An 18,691-nucleotide genomic window follows, 5' to 3' on the forward strand; every position below is an offset into this window, starting at 1 on the left:
TTTTTTGTATGTTAATAGTAGAAAAATACAATTAAAATATGGGAAAAGGAGATAAAAAATCAAAAAGAGGAAAAATTCAACGAGGTACCTTTGGTGTTAGACGTCCAAAAATTAAAAAACGCGTTAGACCAGAAACCAAAATTGATATTAATAAAAAGGCAAAAGCTTAAATTTTAAACTTTTGCCCTATTTTTTTTCCTATTACGTATGCGCCAAAAACAGCTAACAGTAGTATCACTATTGTAGTAAATACGTAAAATCCATATAATAAAACATGGTCTTTTGAGTTAAAACAGAATGTTTTTGTAAGACAAACTTCTACTCTATCTTCATATAGTAATGGTAACAAATAACTTGTAGTTAGCAGTATAATTACTGCCCAAAATAAATAAGTTACATTTTTACTTTTTACAGGCTTACCTGTTGGTTTAAAAACATTGCGTTCTTGTTCTGTACGCTTATTATCTTGTAAAGACCAAGTGATTTTCTTCTGAGAGTTTTCCATCAAATTGATAGTTATCGTAGTTAAACTTCTTTAAATCATCTATGGTTTTTGCATTTGTATCGATGATATATCTTGACATTAAACCACGTGCTTCTTTTGCAAAGAACGAAATTATTTTAAGCTTACCGTTTTTAAATTCTTTAAACGTAATGTCTATTACAGGTACTTTTAATGCTTTTTTATCAATTGCTTTGAAATACTCGTTAGACGCAAGGTTGACAAACAACTCGTCGTCTTCTAACTCTTCATTTAACGCATGTACTATATCTTTTTTCCAGAATTGATATAAATTGTCTTTTGTACCTACTTTAAGCTTTGTTCCCATTTCTAAACGGTAAGGTTGTATTAAATCTAATGGTTTTAAAACACCGTAAAGTCCGGATAAAATTCTAACCGTATCTTGTGTAAGTTCAAGCTTATCTTTAGGTATAGTGTAAGCATCTAATCCTTTGTAAACATCACCATTAAAAGCATACATTGCTGGTCTAGCGTTATCTTCTGTAAATGGTACTGTAAACTCTTGATTACGTTGGTAATTTAAATCTGCTAACTTATCACTTATACTCATTAGCTTTGATAAAGACTTTGGACTTTTTGTTTTTAGTGCTTTATTTAATCTTAAAGATTGCTCTAAAAATTGTGGCTGAGTAGTTTTATTTGTTGGTAATTGGGTTTCAAAATCTAATGACTTTGCTGGTGATAATACTAGTTTCATAAATCTATCTTTTTCTGATACTAAATTACAAATTGTTATTGCGTTAAAAAAGCTGAATTTATAGTAATTTACAATAGAACTATTCGGTTTTATTATTGGGTTTGAGTAAGCGCGTTAGCGATAGTAACGACATCCTTTTTTTGCTGCTTTTACTTTGAGGTTAAGCTTTAATCATTTGCAAAAAAAGATATAGTGAATAGCGCGACCCTTGTGGTAACGCCCTAATTATTATCTATGTGTTTGGAGTAACCTTTCCATTTTTCTATACAATCTTGCATGTCTTGTGGTATTGGCGTGTCAAAACTCATAAATTCGTTTTTTGTTGGATGCATAAACCCTAAGGTTTTGGCATGTAAGGCTTGACGTGGTAATACTTTAAAACAGTTCTCTACAAATTGTTTGTATTTGGTAAAGGTTGTGCCTTTTAAGATTAGGTTTCCGCCGTAACGCTCGTCATTAAATAAAGTATGTCCTATATGCTTCATGTGTACGCGTATTTGGTGCGTACGTCCGGTTTCTAATTTGCAGCTTACTAGCGTAACATAACCTAATCGCTCTAATACTTTATAGTGCGTTACTGCTGGTTTTCCTTTATCGGCTTCATCGTCCAAGAATACGGTATTTTGTAATCGGTTTTTTGGATGTCTTCCTATGTTACCTTCTATTGTACCTTGGTCTTCTTCTAGATTTCCCCAAACTATTGCAACATACTCACGCTCGCTAGTTTTGGCTTTAAATTGAGCAGTAAGATGCGCCATAGCGTGTTCGGTTTTTGCAACCACTAACAATCCTGACGTATCTTTATCAATACGGTGTACTAATCCTGGTCTCTCACTTGAGTTATTTGGTAAATTATCAAAATGAAAAATTAGTGCGTTAATTAATGTTCCGGAATAATTACCATGTCCTGGATGTACAACCATGCCTGCTGGTTTGTTAACGACTAATAATTGATCGTCTTCGTAAACGATGTCTAATGGAATATCTTCTGCAACCAATAAGTTTTCATGTGGCGGATGCTGAAATAATACTCGTATTTGATCATTTGGTTTTACCTTGTAATTGGATTTTACTGGTGTACCATTTACAAAGATGCTTCCGTTTTTTGCGGCGTCTTGTATCTTGTTTCGGGTAGCGTTTTCTACCTTATTCATTAACCATTTATCAATACGTAAAGGCGATTGTCCTTTATCTGCGGTAAACGAATAATGCTCGTAAAGATCGTCGTTATCTTCTTCTGGTAATTCTGGTGTATAATCGTTCATAATTAATTACTTGTTGAACGATTACCATTACCTAAAACTAAATCTATAGATGCTGTTTTTGGCAGTTTTGTTCCTGGTTCTAAAACTTCTCCTTTGTAACGCATACCTAAAACCATATCTTTAGCAATATTGTCTATATATGTCTTTTTTCCTACTTTAAAGCCTAAAGCCTCTAAGGTTGGTTTTGCTTGTCTAAATGTACGTTGTCTTAAATCTGGCACTGCAACTTTACGATATCCAGAAGGATTTAAGGTAATGTAAATTTTACGATTTTCTTTAACTTGAGCATTTGGTTTTGGGTCTTGTTCTATAACTGCAAATCTTGGGTAGTTTGGATTAAAATTAGCAGAGTCTTGAATTTGCATTACCAAATTATTTTGTTCTAACTCCATTTTAGCTACCTCAATAGATTTTCCTGTTAAGTCTGGCACAGTCTCAAATGTACCGTGATTTGTGGTTACGTTTAACCATTTAAGCAACAAAAAAACAATTACTACAACTGCTACAATAGCAATTATAATTTGCTTTAAAAATTCTTTACTTTTTATAAAACCAATAAAACTCATTTAGTAAAATTTATGTAGACAAATATATAAAAACAAAAAGGTTTTCCTTCGGATTAAAATAAATGATATTTTTACACAACGAATATTTTTTGGGTTTATTGAAAACCTTAGAGTATTTCGATATAATTTAGACTAAATGAAAAAAAATATAGCCATAATTATGGGTGGATATTCTAGTGAATATCAAATTTCTTTAAAAAGCGGAAACGTGGTTTACGAGACTTTAGATAAGACCTTATTTAATGCCTATCGCATTCATATTTTTAAAGACAAATGGGTTTATGTAGATGATAATAATAACGAATATCCTATTGATAAAAACGATTTTTCTTTTACTAAAGATAACTCAAAAACTACTTTTGACTGTGTTTTTAATGCCATACACGGTAGTCCTGGAGAAGATGGTTTTATGCAAGGCTATTTTAAATTATTAAACATTAAACATACTAGTTGTAGTATGTATCAAGCTGGTATCACGTTTAACAAAAGAGATTGCTTAAGTATTTTAAAACCATACGGAATTTTAACCGCAGAAAGCTACTTTTTAAACGCAGGTGATACTATTTATGAAGACCAAATTATTAGTAAAGTAGGCTTACCTTGTTTTGTAAAAGCTAACAAAGCTGGTAGTAGTTTTGGGATTACCAAAGTGCATAAAAAAGAAGATTTGCAACACGCCATTAATGTTGCTTTTAAAGAAGATGACGAAATTATAATCGAATCTTTTTTAGATGGCACCGAAGTGTCTGTTGGTGTGATTACTTATAAAGGCGAAACTAAAGTTTTACCAATTACCGAAATTGTTAGCGAAAACGACTTCTTTGATTACGAAGCCAAATACTTAGGTAAATCTCAAGAAATTACTCCAGCTAGACTTACCAAAGAACAAGAAGAACAAGTAAATACTGTAGCCAAAAAAATATACGAAGTATTAAAAATGAAAGGCTTTTCTAGAAGTGAATTTATTTTTAAAGATAATAAACCGCATTTATTAGAAATTAATACAGTTCCTGGATTAACAAAAGAAAGTATTTTACCTCAACAAGCCGCAGTAGCTGGTATTAGTCTTAAAAACCTGTTTACAAATGCTATTGAAGAAGCATTAAAATAAAAGACCTATATTTATCTAACCAACCAACAATCTATTTATGATATTTTATGGCAGAAAAGCGTCTAGACTAAAAGACGGTAAAATAACAAATGTAACTTGTCCAAATTGCGACACAACTACATCTATGAATTATTCAATATTTGGTAAATATGCCTATTTATATTGGATACCAACGTTTCCCATGGGTAAAGAAAACATCATAGAATGTAATGAGTGTAAAACCACATTTAAACTAAAAGAATTGCCTAACCAAATTAAACAAAAATTTGAGTTAGAAAAACAGAACGGTTATCCAATATGGTATTTTTCGGGTTTATTTATTATAAGTCTTTTAATCGCTTTAGCGTTTTATTTAAGTAGCCAAAACGATAAAAACAATAAAATATACATCGAAGATCCGCAAGTTGGCGATGTATATTCTATCACAACTGAAAAAAACGGTTATTACTCTTCATTAAAAATTTCTGAAATTAAAAATGACAGTGTATTTGTTATTTTTAACGACTACGAAATAGATAAAAGAAGTAAAATCTACAAAATAGATAAAGACCAAAATTATACTAGCGATAGTGAAGGTTACACTAAATCCGAATTAAAAGATTTATTTAACAAAGGTATAATTTACGATATAGACCGAAACTAATAAATACAAAATGAGACGCGCACTTTTTCCTGGATCTTTTGATCCTATAACCAATGGACACTACGATATAATTAAAAGAGGTATAAAATTATTTGATGAAGTTGTTGTTGCAATTGGTGTAAACTCTTCAAAAAAATATATGTTTTCTTTAGAAGAAAGAAAGCAATTTATTGAAGACGCTTTTAAAGACGAACCCAAAATAAAAGTAGTCACTTACAAAGGACTAACTGTAGATTTTTGTAAAGAAATTGAAGCCGATTTTATTTTAAGAGGCTTACGTAATCCTGCCGATTTTGAATTTGAAAAAGCTATCGCGCATACCAACCGTAAATTATCGACAATAGAAACTGTATTCTTACTAACTGCAGCAAGAACTAGTTTTATATCGTCTTCTATTGTTAGAGACGTCATTAAAAATAACGGAGATTACACCAAACTAGTACCTAAAAGTGTACGAGTAAAATGATTGAAGTGAGAAGTCAGAAGTCAGAAGTTTGAAGTCTGAAGTCTGAAGTCTGAAGTCTGAAGTTAAAAAATTAGAAACTTTAGACTCTTTCAACTTTCAACTTTCAACTTTCAACTTTAATACTTAAATACTTTAGACACTTTAGACACTTTAGACACTTACAACTTTAAGTATTTCTAAACTAAAACTTATATTCCGATAAAGGTTTAGGAAACTTCTCTGGATCTGCAGCTAGATGATATCTTGGATCATCAATATCTTCTACTACAACTTCTCTAAACTTAGGACTTGCTTTATACATCAACACTTTACAGTCTTCACTTAAATGTTTTAGTCTTATCTGTTTACCTTCGGCTTCGTACTTTTCAACTAAATTAAATATAGCTTCTAAAGCAGAATGGTCGCTAATTCTAGATTCAACAAAATCAATTTCTACATTATCAGGATCGTTTTTCACATCAAATTTTTCGTTAAAAGCAGTAATACTTCCAAAAAATAATGGTCCCCAAATTTCGTAGACTTTAGTACCATCGGCTTTCATTCGTTTTCTTGCTCTAATTTTTTTAGCGTTTTCCCAAGCAAATACTAATGCCGAAATGATTACTCCAATAAAAACAGCTACAGCTAAATCTATAAATACAGTCACTAAAGACACTGTAATTAATACAAATGCATCCGATTTTGGTATTTTCTTTAAAATTCTAAAACTTGACCAAGCAAAGGTTTCGATAACCATCATAAACATAACGCCAACCAACGCCGCAATTGGCACCATTTCTATTAGTTTATCTGCAAAAAGCACAAAAGATAATAAGGTTACTGCCATCATAATTCCGGACAATCTTCCTCTTCCTCCAGAATTTATATTAATAACTGTTTGTCCAATCATACCACAACCTCCAGTCGCACCAAATAAACCAGACACTATATTTCCTGCGCCTTGAGCGATACATTCTTTGTTTCCGTTACCTCTAGTTTCGGTTAATTCGTCAACCAAATTCATAGTCATTAAGGTTTCAATTAATCCAACAGATGCTGCTAAAAATGCTGGTAAGGCAATAAATTTTAAAGTATCTAGATTAATTGGTAGCTTTTCCCAAAGCTCCATATTTGGTGTAGGAAATTCGCCTTTTAAACCTGTTCCGCCACCTTCAACTATATAAGATCCAACGGTAGATACATCTATATTAAAACCAATTACTATTAAGCTAGTTACAATAATTGCTGTAAGAGCTGCAGGTAATTTTTTGGTTACTTTAGGCAACAACCAAATAATACCCATTGTAAGTAATACTAAGCCTATCATAGTATAAAGTTCTGCGCCTTCCATAAATGTACTTATGTATTGTTTTACACCTTCATCAGAGACTTTTAAGCTTTTATGACTAAACATTTTTACTTGTGCTATAAAAATGACTATAGAAAGACCGTTTACAAAACCCATCATTACAGGATGCGGTATTAACCTAACAAATTTACCTAACTTAAATACACCAGCTAAAATTTGTATTAATCCCATAAGCACAACACAAGCCATTAAATAGAAAAAACCCATGTTTTCTATAGGCGTATCCATTAGCATACCTTTGGTATGTCCTTCGGCTATCATAGATACAAATATTACAGCTACTGCACCTGCAGCACCAGAAATTAATCCTGGTCTACCTCCAAAAATTGCAGTAATTAATCCTATTATAAATGCTCCAGATAATGCCATTAAAGGATCTATTTGCGCGACAAATGCAAAAGCAACAACTTCTGGAATCATAGCTAAAGAAACAGTAATACCTGCTAACACATCATCTTTAGCATTAGGAACAATTTTTCTGATAAACTCTGTCATTCTCTTAGGTTTTTAAGCTTGCAAAAGTACGTTTAATTACAAAAAACACAAGTCTATATTACTATATTTGTGTGATATGCCAATTAAATCCCTTAAAATGAAAAAGTACTTACTTATACTTACTTTAGTTTTTTCTTGCCAAACAAAAAAAGAAAACATTGATTTTACAACTGTTTTTGAAAAAAGTAACGGACAAGAAACCGCTACCTACAACGAAACTATTTTGTTTTATAAAAACCTAGCAAATTACTATCCTACTGTACAAATTGATAGTTTTGGAAACACAGATTCTGGTAAACCTTTACACTTGGTTACACTTAATAATAAAGCTAATTTTAATTTAAAAACAGAAAGACAGCAAAAACGAATTATATTAATAAATAATGGTATTCATCCAGGTGAATCTGATGGTATAGATGCCACAATGCTATTATTTAGAGATCTTGCAAACGGTAGTTTAAAAATGCCGGACAATGTGATTTTAGCAACAATACCAATTTATAATATTGGCGGAAGTTTAAATCGAAATAGTACAACAAGAACCAATCAAAACGGACCAGAAGCATATGGTTTTAGAGGAAATGCTCGTAATTATGATTTAAATAGAGACTTTATCAAAGCAGATAGTGAAAACGCAAAAACTTTTGCTGAAATTTTTCATCATGTAAAACCAGATGTGTTTATAGATAATCATGTTAGTAATGGTGCAGATTACCAATATACACTAACGCATTTATTTACTCAGCATAATAAATTAGGTGGAGAATTAGGACGTTTTTTAAATGAAAAACTTCAACCAGAATTAGAGCAAAATCTAGAGCAAAACAATTGGTCTATCACACCTTATGTAAACGTATTTAATAGCGTACCAGAAAAAGGATTTTCGCAATTTATGGATTATCCAAGATATTCTACTGGTTACACAACATTATTTAACACATTAGGCATAATGGTCGAAACACATATGCTAAAACCATACAAACAACGTGTTGAAGGTACTTACGAACTAATGAAAATAATGACTGATGTAGTAAGTCAACATAGCCAAACAATTAAACAACTTAAGGAAAACTCAAACGAAACACTTAAACCAAATACTATTTACCCTTTAGATTGGACAGTAGACACAACACAACAAACAATTCTTAAATTTAAAGGTTATGAAGGTGAATTTATTACAAGTGAAATCACAGGTTTACAACGCTTAAAATACGACCGTAACAAACCCTTTACAAAAGATGTAGTTTACAACAATTATTTTAAACCAACTACTACGGTAAAAATTCCTAAAGCTTACATTATTCCTAAAGGTTGGTGGCCAATTGTAGAGCGTTTAAAAATGAATAATATTGAAATGAAACCTTTAGAAAAAGACAGTATTATTTTAGTTGAAAGCTATAAAATCGAAACCTTTGAAACACGAACATCACCTTACGAAGGTCATTACCAACATTACAACACAAAAGTTTCATCTAAAACAGAATCTATCACTTTTAAAAAAGGAGATCTAATAGTAAACACCAATCAAAACGGTATTAGATATTTAATTGAAACCTTAGAACCAACTGCACCAGATTCATTTTTTAATTGGAACTTTTTTGATACTATTCTTCAGCAAAAAGAAGGCTTTTCACCATATGTTTGGGAAGATCTAGCTTTAGATATATTAGCCAAAAACCCTAAGTTAAAAGCTAATTTTGATGCTTTAAAAGCAAGTGACAACAATTTTAATAACAATTGGTATATGCAATTAGATTGGCTACATAAGCATAGTGACCATTACGAAAAAGCACATTTACAGTATCCTGTTTATCGTATTAATTAAAAAAACCGCTACTTAAAGTAGCGGTTTTTAATTTACACACGTAAATACACACAGGTTTTACACACATGTATTATTTTTTTACAACTATTTTTTTAGTAATTGTACGGTAACCAGATTGTAATTTTAATACATACAATCCTTCAGCTAGAAGCTTAGTATTAATTGTCGTTAAAGATGAATTTACTACACCATTATTAACTTGTTTTCCATTTAAATCTGTAATAGAATAGTTAAATATTTCACCTTCATTTAAACGTATTTTAATATTTAAATAATCTATTGCAGGATTAGGGTATAATTTAATGTCTTCTACATTTAAATTATCTTCAGTTTCTTTAGCTGTTACTAATTGTTCTAATTTAGATTTGGTTTCAGCTTTAGGTTTTTCTTCAGTATTAACTGTTCTTTGATCTAATCCTCCTGGAATAATTACTATTTGTGAACCTGCATTAGATAAATCTGCACAAATAGTATTTGCTACAATTGAGTTTTGCACATCTGTAATAGTATCTACACCAATTGCTATAGTAGAAAAATCAAAAGTATTAGGATCATACGCAAACATATGTACATTAAAAGGACCATTTAAATATGGTAAATTAATCACTAAATCGTTACTAACAGCATAGATTACTTCTTGTCCAACCGATGCTAAAACTGTACCTAAAACATATCCATCTTCTAATTGCGCATCACCGTTTGGTGTAACTGTTAGATTAAAAGTACCACCTAAAGGTATAACAACAGCACTTACACTTAACGTACCTGTTCCTGCAATAAGATTACAAGGACTTTCTTCAATTAGGGTAAAATAGATGGTTTGTTCTTCACATAATGAATAAACAGGATTGTTGTTACTACCTCCATTATATCCACTAGAATATGAATAAGAAGCGTTTTGCGTATTAAAATCTTTATCATTTTCTAGACCTGTTGTCTTACAACCATTTGAGTTATTTTGCAAAGCATAAATTTTGGCTGTAATTTTAAAGTTACCTAAACCTAAATCCCATGGATTTTCTCCAGCAGGAAAGGTATAAGGCATGTAATTTTCTGTAATATTATAAGTTTGATTTGTATCTAAATTAGTTACTTCTAATTTTACCTTATCCACTGCTCCACTTGTTAAGGTGTTTATATAAAAACTTTCTGGTAAATCAAGTATATTATAGGTTTGTAAATTTTCTATTGGAGTTGCTAATGTCCCATCTGTAAAAACAAACGAATCTAAACTACCACAAACCGAAGGATCTGTTATTGTAAAGTTATAAATATAGGTATCACATAAAGAATACGTCTGGCTACTACTACCACAATTATTACCAGAATAATTAATTGTTGATGTATATAATTTTGCTTTAATCTGAAAATTTCCAGCACCTAAATTCCAACTATTTCCTGTAGAAGGAAAAGTATATGGCGCAACGCTTTCAGAAATACTAACTGTATTATTAGTATCAAGATTTGTTACATAGTATTTAATTTTACTAACTGTACCATCTAACTGCGCATTGATATAAAAATTATTAGGTAATTCTGTAACAGAATAAGCTTGATTATCTACTAAAGGCAAACTATCTGTTCCATTAGTAAATTCTAATCCAGTAAGTGTTGCACAGTCTACAGTATTATCTAAAGTGAAATAAATTGTTTTTTCATCACAAATTGTAGATTGACAATAATCGTAAGCATATAATTTTGCAGTAAGCTTAAAATTACCGTATCCATAATTCCAAACAGATCCGCCACCAGGAATTGTATAAGGCTCGTAATTTTCACCTACATTATAAGTATAACCAGTATCAAGATTTTTAAGTTTTAATTGAACACTTTCAGAATTTCCGCTAGTTAAAGATTCAATATAAAAATCAATTGGCAAATCGCTGACTTGGTAAGTTGTATTATTATCAATGTTTAAAGTTGAGTTTCCGTTAGAAAATACAAATCCATCAATTTCGCCACAAGAAGAAGCATTAGATAAGGTAAACTGAACTGTTTTAATATCACAAGCCCAACCGTTACCGTAATTATACTTGTATAATTTAGCTTTTAATTTAAAAACTCCAGTACCATAATTCCAAGCACTTCCGCCACCAGGAAATGTGTAAGGCGCATAATTTTCTGTTAAGTTATAGGTAGCTCCTGTACTTAAATTTTCTAAATAAAATTTAGCACTTTGTGAGTAACCACTAACTATTAATTGCACGTAAAAGTTATTTGGTAATTCGTTAATACTATAAGTTGCATTGTTAGTAATTGCTACAGAAGTATTTCCGTTTTTAAATTTAAATCCATCAATATCACCACACCAAGAATTGGTATTAGAGTGAGATTGGATAGAAAAAGTTAATAAAAATAAGGGAAGAAAAAGTCTTAGACTTTTGGAAAAATTAAGTAATATTTTAATCATAATAGCCGGTTTATTACATTTACATTTAGCTAAAGTAAATTTAGAACAGTGAATTCTCCTACAAAAAAATAATAGGCTAAGTGCATTAATACTCTTTTAAAAGATTAACCTAATTAAAGTACCGACCAAAGACTTTAATCGAATAAAAGTGCACGTTTTTAAAGCTTAAAAGTAAATTTAAACGACCAATAACATCCTAGAAAATTGATGTAATGTAATAATCTTAAAAAAGTAATTTTATATTGGCGTAAGAATTTGATAATGCATCTTTAGCTTGAGCATCATCTAGCCAATCTACTTTAGTAATGCCTTCATTAATTTGTGGTTCTAATGGACCATCAAAAGTAGTTTGCATTTTAAACCAATGGGTAATTTTTAGCTTATGCTTACCATTACGTTTGTATATATGGTAAGTTACTGGAAGAGTTTCGGTAATTTTTAGATTTCCTACACCTGTTTCTTCCTCTACTTCACGCATTGCAGTGTCTTGGATTTGTTCTTTTTTTTCAGCTTTTCCTTTTGGCAAATCCCATTTATCGTTTCTGTATATAAACAATATTTTATTGTTTGAATTATATACTTTTCCGCCGCCAGCAATAACATTAGGTAATTTTTTCTTAAAAGTTTTAAGCAATTTATCTTCAGAATGACCAATTAATCTAACCGCATTTATTTTTTTCTTACTTAATGTTTTTAAAACAACGTTTAAATCAACATCTTTCAATAAAAAATTTTTAAAATCGGTTTCTTTTTCAACAACAGTTGTTAAATAAATTGGTTTGTTATTTACATAAATGCATTGCATAGTATATAGGCTAATTTATTGGTAAAAATAAAAAACTAAAGTAATTTCAAATTTTATTTTAAAGTTATTTTTAATACAAAAATTTTAATATGTAATTTTGTTGCCATGATAATCGACAAACATATTGCTAGGCAAACCGCAAAAGTTTTACTACAAGTAAACGCTATTAAACTACAACCACAACAACCATTTACCTGGGCATCAGGATGGAAATCTCCAATTTATTGTGATAACCGTATAATCCTATCTTTTCCTCCTGTAAGAAATTATGTTAGAGAAGAAATGGCTAAATTTTTAGAGTCTCACTATGGCAAACCAGATGTTATTGCTGGTGTTGCAACAGGCGCTATTGGAATAGGAATGCTAGTTGCAGAATATTTAGGTGTTCCTTTTATTTATGTAAGACCAGAAGCTAAATCACACGGAAGACAAAACCAAATTGAAGGTTATGTAGAAAGTGGACAAAACGTAGTAGTTATTGAAGACCTAATTAGCACAGGAAAAAGCAGTTTAAATGCTGTTAAAGCTTTAAAAGATGCTAACTTAAACGTAAAAGGTATGATTGCAATTTTTTCTTATGGATTTGAAGTTGCAAAAAACAACTTCGAAAAAGAACATATCACCTTACACACATTAAGTAACTACCAACATTTGCTAGAGGAAGCTGCAGCGACTAACTATATCACTGAGGCTGAAATTGAAACTTTAAGTAAATGGAATGCAAATCCAAGTGTTTGGAACGCAAATTGATATTAAATAATAGAACAAATAAAAATATACTATGAAATTAGAATCCCCAAAAGTAAGCGTAAATAAGTCTGCTCAAAATACATTTGAATTTTTAAGTGATGTAAAAAACTTCAAATCTTTAATGCCAGAAAACATTAGTAAATTTGAAATTTTAGGAGAAGATAAATTTTTATTTGCTTTAAAAGGAATGCCAGAAATTGTTCTTAAGAAAAAAGAAACAACGCCACCAAATCAAATAGTATTAGGTGCTGCTGGCGGAAAAATAGACTTTTCTTTGATTGGCAATATCTCTGAAATTGATGAAAACACTAGCGAAGTGCAATTAGTGTTTGAAGGACAATTTAATGCTATGATGGCTATGATGATAAAAGGACCTATCAATAAATTTATAGAAACGTTAGCCACTAATATGCCAACTGCGATTAGTACAGTAGCTTAACAGCTTTTAAATCAAAATACTTTATAATTAGGTCTTCTATTTGGACTTTTAAAAGTCCTTCTTTAGTAACTCCTTTAATTATACCTGTAAATAAACCTTCTTCATTAGAAAATGTAGAAGGTTTATCTTTTCTAAACAATTGTGATTGATATAAAGCTTTTAAATTATCAAATCCAGATTGATCAAATAATTCAAAATAAAACTTTAGTTGTTCTATAATTAGATGTAACACTTCATCCAAGTCAAAATGTTTTCCTATTATGTTTTGTAAAGAAGATGCTTGTGGTAAATCTTTAAAATCTGTTTGATTTACATTTAACCCAATGCCAATTATACTACCAGCTACATCTGTTTGTTTAATAATATTTTCAATTAAAATACCACAAATTTTATTGTTAGCTGACAAAATGTCGTTTGGCCACTTTATTCTTACTTTAGGAATATTAAGTTTATTTAACGCACTAACCACAGATAAACTTACAATCATACTTATAGCAAATTGCAGATTTAAGTTAAAACTATCAAAACGCTTAAACACACTAAAGGTAAGGTTTTTAGCATCTTGCGTATTCCAAACAGTTCCCATTTGACCGCGACCATTAGTTTGGTGTTTTGCTACAACAACAGTAAAATCTGTTAAAGTTGTATCTAAAGATAAACTACGTAAAAATAAATTTGTAGAATCGGTGGCATTAAGTTTGATTATACGCATATTAAATAGTTATCTTCGTATTGTAAAATCTTATGATTTTTTTAGAGTATAAAGAACTTAAAAATAATAACTTTGCACAAATTAAATCTTATTAATGGCGAAAAAAGAATCTAACTCAGATCTGCTTATCACTTCTATCATAAGCGGTATTGAAGATGTAAAAGGAAAAGAAATAAATATTCTAGATCTTAGAGAAATAGAAAACACTGTATGTGACTATTTTGTTATTTGTGAAGGTACATCTAACACACAAGTTAACGCCATAGTTAATTCCATTCAAAAAAAAGTAAGCAAAACTCTACAGGACAAACCTTGGCATGTCGAAGGTGAAGATAATGCCGAATGGGTTTTAATAGATTACGTTAACGTTGTTGTTCACGTATTTCAAAAACACATAAGAGAATATTACGATATAGAAAGTCTTTGGGGAGACGCCAAAGTAACTGCTATACAAACTAATTATTAATCACTTTACATGGCAAATAATAACAACAAAAAAGCTATCCCTCCAAAAAAACCAAAGTTTAATCCGTACTGGATTTATGCTGGTTTATTCGTATTTTTTATTGGATTACAATTTTTTGGTAGCGACTCTTTAAACAGTGCTAACAAAACATCTCCTGCTCAATTTTTCGAGTATTTAAAAAACGGTGACGTTAAAAAAGTAGACATCATAAAAAATACAAGAGTTGCTAAAGTATATCTTACTAAAGAAGCTCAAGAAAAAGAAGAACATAAAAAATCTAAACCAACGTCTTTATTTGGTGATTCTCAAAACGTACCAAACTATTCTTTTGAATTTGGTGACTTACAAAATTTTGAAAAAGAATTAGACCAAATTAAAAAGGCAAATAATGTAACCACAACGGTAGAATTTAAAACAGAAACTAACGCTTGGGGCGAGTTACTATTTAGCCTACTACCTTTTATATTATTAATTGGTGTATGGATTTTTATTATGAGACGTATGTCTTCTGGAGCTGGTGGCGGCGCTGGCGGACAGATTTTTAACATAGGAAAATCTAAAGCAAAATTATTTGACGAAAAAACCGATGTTAAAACATCGTTTAAAGATGTAGCTGGTTTAGAAGGTGCTAAAGAAGAAGTACAAGAAATTGTAGACTTCCTAAAAAACCCAGAAAAATACACCTCTTTAGGAGGTAAAATACCTAAAGGAGCATTATTAGTTGGTCCTCCAGGAACAGGAAAAACATTATTAGCAAAAGCAGTTGCTGGAGAAGCTAAAGTACCTTTTTTCTCTTTATCAGGATCAGACTTTGTAGAAATGTTTGTTGGTGTTGGTGCATCTCGTGTTCGTGACTTATTTAAGCAGGCAAAAGAAAAATCGCCTTCAATTATATTTATTGATGAAATAGATGCTATTGGTCGTGCAAGAGGTAAAAACGCAATGTCAGGAAGTAACGACGAGCGTGAAAATACACTTAACCAATTACTAACAGAAATGGATGGTTTTGGCACAAATACAAACGTAATTGTACTTGCAGCAACCAACCGTGCAGATATTTTAGATAAAGCGTTAATGCGTGCTGGACGTTTTGATAGACAAATATTTGTAGATCTACCAGACGTAAGAGAACGTAAAGAAATATTTGAAGTTCACTTAAGACCTCTTAAAAAAGCAGAAGGCTTAGACCTTGACTTTTTATCTAAACAAACACCAGGTTTTTCTGGAGCAGATATTGCAAACGTTTGTAACGAAGCCGCTTTAATAGCTGCAAGAAATAATAAAAAGGCTGTTGATAAACAAGACTTTTTGGATGCTGTAGACAGAATAATTGGTGGATTAGAAAAGAAAAATAAAATCGTTACTCCAGAAGAAAAACGTGCTATTGCTTTTCATGAAGCTGGTCACGCAACTGTAAGTTGGATGTTGGAGCATGCTGCTCCGTTAGTAAAAGTAACCATTGTACCTCGTGGAAGATCTTTAGGTGCTGCTTGGTATTTACCAGAAGAAAGACTTATTGTTAGACCAGAACAAATGCTAGACGAAATGTGTGCTGCTTTAGGTGGTCGTGCTGCAGAAAAAGTAATTTTTAATAAAATATCTACAGGAGCATTAAGCGATTTAGAAAAAGTAACAAAACAAGCTAGAGCAATGGTTACTGTTTATGGTTTAAGTGATAAAGTAGGTAATTTAACATACTACGATTCTTCAGGACAAAATGAATATGGTTTCTCTAAACCATACAGTGAACAAACTGCAGAGCTTATAGATAAAGAAATCTCTGATATTATAGAAAAACAATACGCAAGAGCAATTCAACTACTTGAAGAAAATAAAGATAAATTAACCGAATTAGCTGAAGTGTTATTAGAAAAAGAAGTTATTTTCAAAGACAACTTAGAAAAGATTTTTGGAGAAAGAAACTTTAAAAAAGAAGTTCATCTTACAGATCAAATAAAGGAAGAAGAAGAATAACTGGATAGAGAAATATCAATTTAAGAACAAAAACTTAGATTATCCATTAAGATAGTCTAAGTTTTTTTTATATTTGATAATCTTGAATTTAAGAATTGATTATAGCATTATTTAAATGAGTCTTTTTAGAAAGTTATTTAGTTCTAAATCTGAAAAGAATAAAGAAGATATAAAATCCACCGAAAGAGGCAAATACATGCCAAAAGAGGAACTACCAATAGATGAAAGTTTTACAATAAACTTCAAAAAAAATGGTGGTAAGTTTTTGTATTGCGATTCTTTAGACGAAGTGTACGACAACTTGAACAATATTATACTAGAAAATAACTGGGAAGACGATAAGGTATTTTTCTACGATAAAAATTTAGAAGATAAGTTTAAAAGCTCTCAACTTAATGTAGGCAGTTCACTATCACAATGCACTTATTTTATTACAACTTGTGAAAATTTAATTGCAAACGATGGATCCTTACTTGTTAGCTCTAATCAATTAGCCGAAAAAAAATTAAACGAATTTCCTAACAACGTTATTGTTTACGCTACAACTAGTCAAATTGTACCTAACATTAGTGAAGGATTAAGGGAAATTAAAAGTAAGAATCCTAATAAGATACCTACAAACATTACTACAATAAAACATTTTAAACTTCAAGAGGAAAAAGACTTTTTATCCTACGGAAGCAGTTCAAAAAACTTATATTTGTTGCTGTTAGAAGACCTATAGTTTTATGAGCGAAACACTAACCAGAGGATTATCTGGGCTTTTATATATAACGTTACTAATACTGTCGTTGTTTAATCAACATGCGTTTGTTGTATTATTCTATATTTTTGGAATGATATGCATGGCAGAGTTTTGTAAACTTATTCAACTTAAAAGCTATTACCCTTACATTATATTCACTATTATGTATTTTGTATTCGGGTATTGGCAATTTGTTATGAATTCTCAAAAAGGATTAACAGAAGCAACTCAAATACTTCAAGTCCTTACTATTTTTGTTCAACTATTACTGATTAAAGATCTTTTTTCAGAAAAAAGAATTCCGTTATTTAGTTCAAAAAGGTACATTATAACCACTTTTTACCTTGCAAGTGGTTTTATATTTTTAGTTTTAATAGGAAGACATGGTAAAGAGTTTAATCCTGTACTTGTCTTAGGTGCATTTATTTTAGTTTGGGTTAATGATACCTTTGCTTATTTAGTTGGTAAAAATTTTGGTAAACAAAAATTGTTTCCAAGTATTTCTCCTAAGAAAACAGTTGAAGGATTTTTAGGTGGATTATTTTTTGCCACAGTTGCTAGCTATTTTATTTTTATTTTTACAAATAACGAATTAACATTTACAAGTTGGCTTATTTTAAGTATAATTGTAAGCGTTATGGGTACTATAGGCGATCTTATAGAATCTAAAATTAAAAGACAAGCAAATGTTAAAGATAGCGGTGTTATTATGCCTGGTCATGGTGGATTATTAGATCGGTTTGACAGTATAATTTTTGCAGCACCATTTATTTATTTATTCTTAAGAATTTTAAATTATGTTTCATAAAGAAGGATATAAAATTATTGCAATTACATTTTTATTTATTGCAATTTCTGCAGTCTTAGCAGACAAATTTGTTGTTGCATTATGGCTTAAATACGTGATATTTTTTGCGCTATTTGTTATTTTATTTTTAATTCTTCAATTTTTTAGAAACCCAAAAAGAAACACAGTACTTAATGACAATACTGTTGTATCTCCTGTAGATGGAAAAGTTGTGGTTATAGAAGAAGTTTATGAACCAGAATATTTTAAAGAAAAGAGATTACAAGTAAGTGTATTTATGTCTCCTATAAATGTACATGTGACAAGATATCCAATTAGTGGTAAAGTGGCATTTAGTAAATATCATCCTGGTAAATATCTAGTGGCATGGCATCCTAAAGCTAGTACAGAAAACGAGCGCACAACCGTAGTTGTAGAAAATCCTATTTACGGTAAAGTTTTATACAGACAAATTGCAGGTGCATTAGCAAAGCGAATTGTTAACTATGCTAAACAAGATGATGATGCTGTACAAGGTACAGATTCTGGATTTATAAAATTTGGCTCTAGAGTAGATTTATTTTTACCTTTAGACACTAATATTAAAGTTACATTAAATCAAAAAGTTAAAGGAGGCGAAAGTATTATTGCCGAAATTTAAACA

Annotated in this window: 20 protein-coding genes; 12 read left to right on the forward strand and 8 right to left on the reverse strand. The window is 30.6% G+C overall.

The window, feature by feature from the left end:
* The first annotated feature begins 38 nt into the window (after positions 1–38).
* Positions 39–170: a 30S ribosomal protein THX gene (locus IFB02_RS01770; RefSeq protein WP_106688242.1), complete on the forward strand. Its 132-nt coding sequence runs from the start codon at positions 39–41 to the stop codon at positions 168–170.
* On the opposite strand, the gene IFB02_RS01775 is transcribed toward IFB02_RS01770, so the two are convergent.
* The 4 genes from IFB02_RS01775 to IFB02_RS01790 form a co-directional block, all read right to left on the reverse strand.
* Positions 167–505 carry a hypothetical protein gene (locus tag IFB02_RS01775; protein WP_106688241.1) on the reverse strand — a complete coding sequence of 113 codons (339 nt, stop codon included), beginning with the start codon at positions 503–505 and terminating at the stop codon, positions 167–169. The genes IFB02_RS01770 and IFB02_RS01775 overlap by 4 nt on opposite strands.
* Positions 462–1,220, reverse strand: coding sequence for a peroxide stress protein YaaA (gene yaaA / locus IFB02_RS01780; RefSeq protein WP_106688240.1), 759 nt, complete (start codon positions 1,218–1,220; stop codon positions 462–464). Before yaaA ends, IFB02_RS01775 begins: the two co-directional genes overlap by 44 nt.
* 221 nt (positions 1,221–1,441) lie before the next feature.
* Positions 1,442–2,485, reverse strand: a complete 1,044-nt coding sequence (locus IFB02_RS01785) for an RluA family pseudouridine synthase (protein WP_106688239.1) — start codon at positions 2,483–2,485, stop codon at positions 1,442–1,444.
* Positions 2,486–2,487: 2 nt separating this feature from the next.
* Positions 2,488–3,051: a PASTA domain-containing protein gene (locus IFB02_RS01790; protein ID WP_106688238.1), complete on the reverse strand. Its 564-nt coding sequence runs from the start codon at positions 3,049–3,051 to the stop codon at positions 2,488–2,490.
* Positions 3,052–3,187: 136 nt separating this feature from the next.
* Between IFB02_RS01790 and IFB02_RS01795 the strand changes: the two genes are divergently transcribed.
* Genes IFB02_RS01795 through coaD form a run of 3 tightly spaced genes read left to right on the forward strand, consistent with a single transcriptional unit; the run spans position 3,188 to position 5,271 of the window.
* Positions 3,188–4,162 (forward strand): D-alanine--D-alanine ligase, encoded by a 975-nt coding sequence (locus tag IFB02_RS01795; protein ID WP_106688237.1) that lies wholly within the window; start codon positions 3,188–3,190, stop codon positions 4,160–4,162.
* Positions 4,163–4,199: 37 nt separating this feature from the next.
* Positions 4,200–4,805, forward strand: coding sequence for a zinc-ribbon domain-containing protein (locus IFB02_RS01800; protein WP_106688236.1), 606 nt, complete (start codon positions 4,200–4,202; stop codon positions 4,803–4,805).
* Positions 4,806–4,815: 10 nt separating this feature from the next.
* Positions 4,816–5,271, forward strand: a complete 456-nt coding sequence (coaD, locus tag IFB02_RS01805; RefSeq protein ID WP_106688235.1) for a pantetheine-phosphate adenylyltransferase — start codon at positions 4,816–4,818, stop codon at positions 5,269–5,271.
* A gap of 181 nt (positions 5,272–5,452) precedes the next feature.
* Here the strand turns inward: coaD and IFB02_RS01810 are convergent, their stop codons facing one another.
* On the reverse strand, positions 5,453–7,114 hold the full coding sequence (locus IFB02_RS01810; RefSeq protein WP_191072967.1) for a SulP family inorganic anion transporter: 1,662 nt from the start codon (positions 7,112–7,114) through the stop codon (positions 5,453–5,455).
* A gap of 97 nt (positions 7,115–7,211) precedes the next feature.
* Here IFB02_RS01810 and IFB02_RS01815 point away from each other — a divergent pair, with 97 nt between their 5' ends.
* Positions 7,212–8,939 carry a M14 family metallopeptidase gene (locus IFB02_RS01815; protein WP_191072968.1) on the forward strand — a complete coding sequence of 576 codons (1,728 nt, stop codon included), beginning with the start codon at positions 7,212–7,214 and terminating at the stop codon, positions 8,937–8,939.
* A 70-nt stretch (positions 8,940–9,009) separates the two neighbouring features.
* On the opposite strand, the gene IFB02_RS01820 is transcribed toward IFB02_RS01815, so the two are convergent.
* The gene (locus IFB02_RS01820) at positions 9,010–11,349 is read right to left on the reverse strand and encodes a T9SS type A sorting domain-containing protein (protein ID WP_191072969.1); all 2,340 of its coding nucleotides are present in this window, start codon (positions 11,347–11,349) and stop codon (positions 9,010–9,012) included.
* 223 nt (positions 11,350–11,572) lie between these two features.
* Positions 11,573–12,154 carry an NUDIX hydrolase gene (locus tag IFB02_RS01825; protein ID WP_106688231.1) on the reverse strand — a complete coding sequence of 194 codons (582 nt, stop codon included), beginning with the start codon at positions 12,152–12,154 and terminating at the stop codon, positions 11,573–11,575.
* A gap of 105 nt (positions 12,155–12,259) precedes the next feature.
* On the opposite strand from IFB02_RS01825, the gene pyrE reads away from it, so the two are divergent.
* Both pyrE and IFB02_RS01835 read left to right on the forward strand, forming a co-directional pair.
* On the forward strand, positions 12,260–12,904 hold the full coding sequence (gene pyrE, locus IFB02_RS01830) for an orotate phosphoribosyltransferase (protein ID WP_106688230.1): 645 nt from the start codon (positions 12,260–12,262) through the stop codon (positions 12,902–12,904).
* Between the two features lie 31 nt (positions 12,905–12,935).
* Positions 12,936–13,343 (forward strand): orotate phosphoribosyltransferase, encoded by a 408-nt coding sequence (locus IFB02_RS01835; protein WP_106688229.1) that lies wholly within the window; start codon positions 12,936–12,938, stop codon positions 13,341–13,343.
* On the opposite strand, the gene IFB02_RS01840 is transcribed toward IFB02_RS01835, so the two are convergent.
* Positions 13,327–14,055 (reverse strand): biotin--[acetyl-CoA-carboxylase] ligase, encoded by a 729-nt coding sequence (locus IFB02_RS01840; protein ID WP_106688228.1) that lies wholly within the window; start codon positions 14,053–14,055, stop codon positions 13,327–13,329. The genes IFB02_RS01835 and IFB02_RS01840 overlap by 17 nt on opposite strands.
* Positions 14,056–14,149: 94 nt before the next feature.
* Between IFB02_RS01840 and rsfS the strand changes: the two genes are divergently transcribed.
* The 5 genes from rsfS to IFB02_RS01865 all read left to right on the forward strand — a co-directional run bounded on the left by rsfS (position 14,150) and on the right by IFB02_RS01865 (position 18,688).
* Positions 14,150–14,521: a ribosome silencing factor gene (gene rsfS, locus IFB02_RS01845; RefSeq protein WP_106688227.1), complete on the forward strand. Its 372-nt coding sequence runs from the start codon at positions 14,150–14,152 to the stop codon at positions 14,519–14,521.
* A 9-nt stretch (positions 14,522–14,530) separates the two neighbouring features.
* Positions 14,531–16,495 (forward strand): ATP-dependent zinc metalloprotease FtsH, encoded by a 1,965-nt coding sequence (gene ftsH / locus IFB02_RS01850; protein WP_106688226.1) that lies wholly within the window; start codon positions 14,531–14,533, stop codon positions 16,493–16,495.
* 115 nt (positions 16,496–16,610) lie between these two features.
* The gene (locus tag IFB02_RS01855) at positions 16,611–17,219 is read left to right on the forward strand and encodes an LUD domain-containing protein (RefSeq protein WP_106688225.1); all 609 of its coding nucleotides are present in this window, start codon (positions 16,611–16,613) and stop codon (positions 17,217–17,219) included.
* Between the two features lie 4 nt (positions 17,220–17,223).
* Positions 17,224–18,048: a phosphatidate cytidylyltransferase gene (locus tag IFB02_RS01860; RefSeq protein ID WP_106688224.1), complete on the forward strand. Its 825-nt coding sequence runs from the start codon at positions 17,224–17,226 to the stop codon at positions 18,046–18,048.
* Positions 18,038–18,688, forward strand: a complete 651-nt coding sequence (locus tag IFB02_RS01865; protein ID WP_106688223.1) for a phosphatidylserine decarboxylase family protein — start codon at positions 18,038–18,040, stop codon at positions 18,686–18,688. The genes IFB02_RS01860 and IFB02_RS01865 overlap by 11 nt, the downstream gene beginning before the upstream one ends.
* Positions 18,689–18,691 lie beyond the last annotated feature (3 nt).

The sequence above is a fragment of the Mesoflavibacter profundi genome (genome assembly GCF_014764305.1).
Lineage (GTDB): Bacteria > Bacteroidota > Bacteroidia > Flavobacteriales > Flavobacteriaceae > Mesoflavibacter > Mesoflavibacter profundi.